This window comes from Hydrogenimonas sp., from assembly GCF_029933015.1.
Classification (GTDB): domain Bacteria; phylum Campylobacterota; class Campylobacteria; order Campylobacterales; family Hydrogenimonadaceae; genus Hydrogenimonas.
This window is the reverse complement of sequence record NZ_JAOZOZ010000109.1, coordinates 3179-5242: the sequence shown is the minus strand read 5'-3', so window position 1 is coordinate 5242 and position 2064 is coordinate 3179. Positions and strand designations below refer to the sequence as shown.

Annotated in this window: 2 protein-coding genes; one reads left to right on the top strand and one right to left on the bottom strand. The window is 56.2% G+C overall.

Annotated elements, in window-relative coordinates:
* Positions 1–82: 82 nt before the first annotated feature.
* The gene (locus Q1K23_RS07370; RefSeq protein ID WP_300363500.1) at positions 83–850 is read left to right on the top strand and encodes a hypothetical protein; all 768 of its coding nucleotides are present in this window, start codon (positions 83–85) and stop codon (positions 848–850) included.
* A gap of 153 nt (positions 851–1003) precedes the next feature.
* Here Q1K23_RS07370 and Q1K23_RS07365 read toward each other — a convergent pair whose 3' ends face one another.
* Positions 1004–1987 (bottom strand): iron-sulfur cluster assembly scaffold protein, encoded by a 984-nt coding sequence (locus Q1K23_RS07365; protein ID WP_300363499.1) that lies wholly within the window; start codon positions 1985–1987, stop codon positions 1004–1006.
* Between the last annotated feature and the right edge of the window lie 77 nt (positions 1988–2064).

Genomic DNA, 2064 nt, shown 5'->3' with positions numbered 1-2064 from the left:
ATGAGGCCCTGACGAAAGCAGGAATCGAAATGCCGGTACCCTTCAGCCGGATATCCTACGAAAACGACAAAAAGGAGAGATCATGAAAAAAGTATATGCGCTGCTGCTGGCGGCTGGAATTTTCTGTATGGCCGACACGATCAAATTCAAAAACGGGGCCGTCGTCGAAGGAAAGATCGTCGACGAAGATGCCCAAACCATCACGATTGAGGCAGGCGGTGCAAAAACCACCTACGCCAAGATCGACATCGCCTTCATACAGAAGGGAGGCCGTCACATCTCACCGCCACCTCCACCTCCGGCCAAAGCTGCCGCCCCTTCGAAAAACCTCGGCACACCCGTCTCAAGGGCCCAGACACCAGCGATCCTGCCGGGAGGCACTCACGTGCGGGTGGAAACATCGACCGTAATCGATTCACGAAACAGCCGACCGGGACAGGAATTTCGCGCCTTTTTGGTAGGAGATCTGAAAAGCTCCGATGGGCATGTCATCGCCGCTTCGGGCTCTCAGGTCTATCTCGAAGTGGTGGACAGTGAGCAGGCGGGACGGATGATCGGAAAATCGGCCCTCGCGGTACGCCTCTCAGCCATTACAGCTGACGGACGACGCATTCCCGTCAACGGCAGTGTCGTCGTCGTGGAAGCCCAGAAATCTCAGGGACGCGACACAGCCCGCAAAACCCTGATTGGCGCAGGGATCGGCGCCATCGCCAACGACGACCACCGCAAAGGGGCACGTAAAGGCGCACTGGTTGGGTTGGGTGTCGCGGCGCTCACTCGGGGCGAAGCGGTCGCCATTCCGGCGGGCAAAGTGATCGAGTTCACGATCAGATCGGATGTAAAGCTGTAATTGAGTGTTGAGTGTTGAGTGTTGAGTGTTGAGTGTTGAGTGTTGAGTGTTGAGTGTTGAGAAAGCTGGCACAAGCCAGCTTGATTTGACATCAAAAATGGAAGCGGCATCAGCCGCCTCCTCAATTTTTCATTTTTAATTTTTCACTTTTCATTAAATCGGCAGCACGCGGATATTGGGATCGAGCTTCTCTTTGAGTGTCGATTCGATGGCGTAGAGCGTTCCGGTGGTGGAACTGGCACATCCAGAGCAGGCACCGAGGTAGCGGATGTAGACGTCGGTGTACTGGCCGTTTTGCTTGACGTCGAGCACCTCCATGTTGCCGCCATCCATGATCAGGAACTGGCGGACATTCTCGTCGATGACGCTGTCGATCGCCTTGATCTTCTGGACCAAGGTCATGTCGTTGAAGGAGACCTCTTCGCCACCGGCCTGCTTTTCGGCCGTCTCTTTGAGCTTCTCGGCCTCCATCTCGCGGCGCGTCTCGGCCAGGATGTCGACCAGATAGTATTCGCGCTCTTCATGGCCGCCCGGTTTGATACAGCTTTTACAGAAAGCCCCCGCCTTGGTGTAGTCGGTGATCTCCTCGACCGTTTTGAGGTCGTTGAGCCGGATCACCTCCTTGATCGTTCTGAGGCTGACACGGGCGCACTCGCAGACGATGGTCTCGTCCTCGAAACTCTCCATATCGACCCCCTTGTAGAGCGATGCCGCCTTTTTGATGACATCGTAGGCCATGACCGAACAGTGCATCTTCTGGGGCGGAACCGCCGGGACGTCGGGCGTGTCGCGCATCGCCTTCTCGACGTCGATGTTGGTGATCTTCACCGCTTCGTCGACGGTCTTGCCCTTGCAGAGCTCGACCATCGTGTCGGAGCTGGCGATCGCCGTGCCGCAGCCGAAGCTTTTGAACTTGGCGTCCAGAATCTTGTCGGTCTTGGGATCGACGATCCAGTAGAGGCGCACCGCGTCGCCGCAGCTTTCCGCGCCAAAATCGGCGACGATCAGCTCACCGCCCAGACGCTTGGCGTCCTCCTCGGTCAGTTCTCCCTGGTTTTTCGGGTTGTTCATCAGCTCCTGCACCTTCTGGCTGTACTCTTCCCAGATGCTTCCGCCTATCAAATCTGTTTTTGCCATGTTTCTCTCCTATCGTGACTCAAAAAATCTTTTATTATCGTTTCCGGGCCAAAGGCCCGTCGGCTCCGTTAGGAGCC

Bases quoted from the DNA above. Each gene is read 5' to 3' on its own strand.
- Q1K23_RS07365 (WP_300363499.1), bottom strand. From the start codon at position 1,987: ATGGCAAAAACAGATTTGATAGGCGGAAGCATCTGGGAAGAGTACAGC.
- Q1K23_RS07370 (WP_300363500.1), top strand. From the start codon at position 83: ATGAAAAAAGTATATGCGCTGCTGCTGGCGGCTGGAATTTTCTGTATG.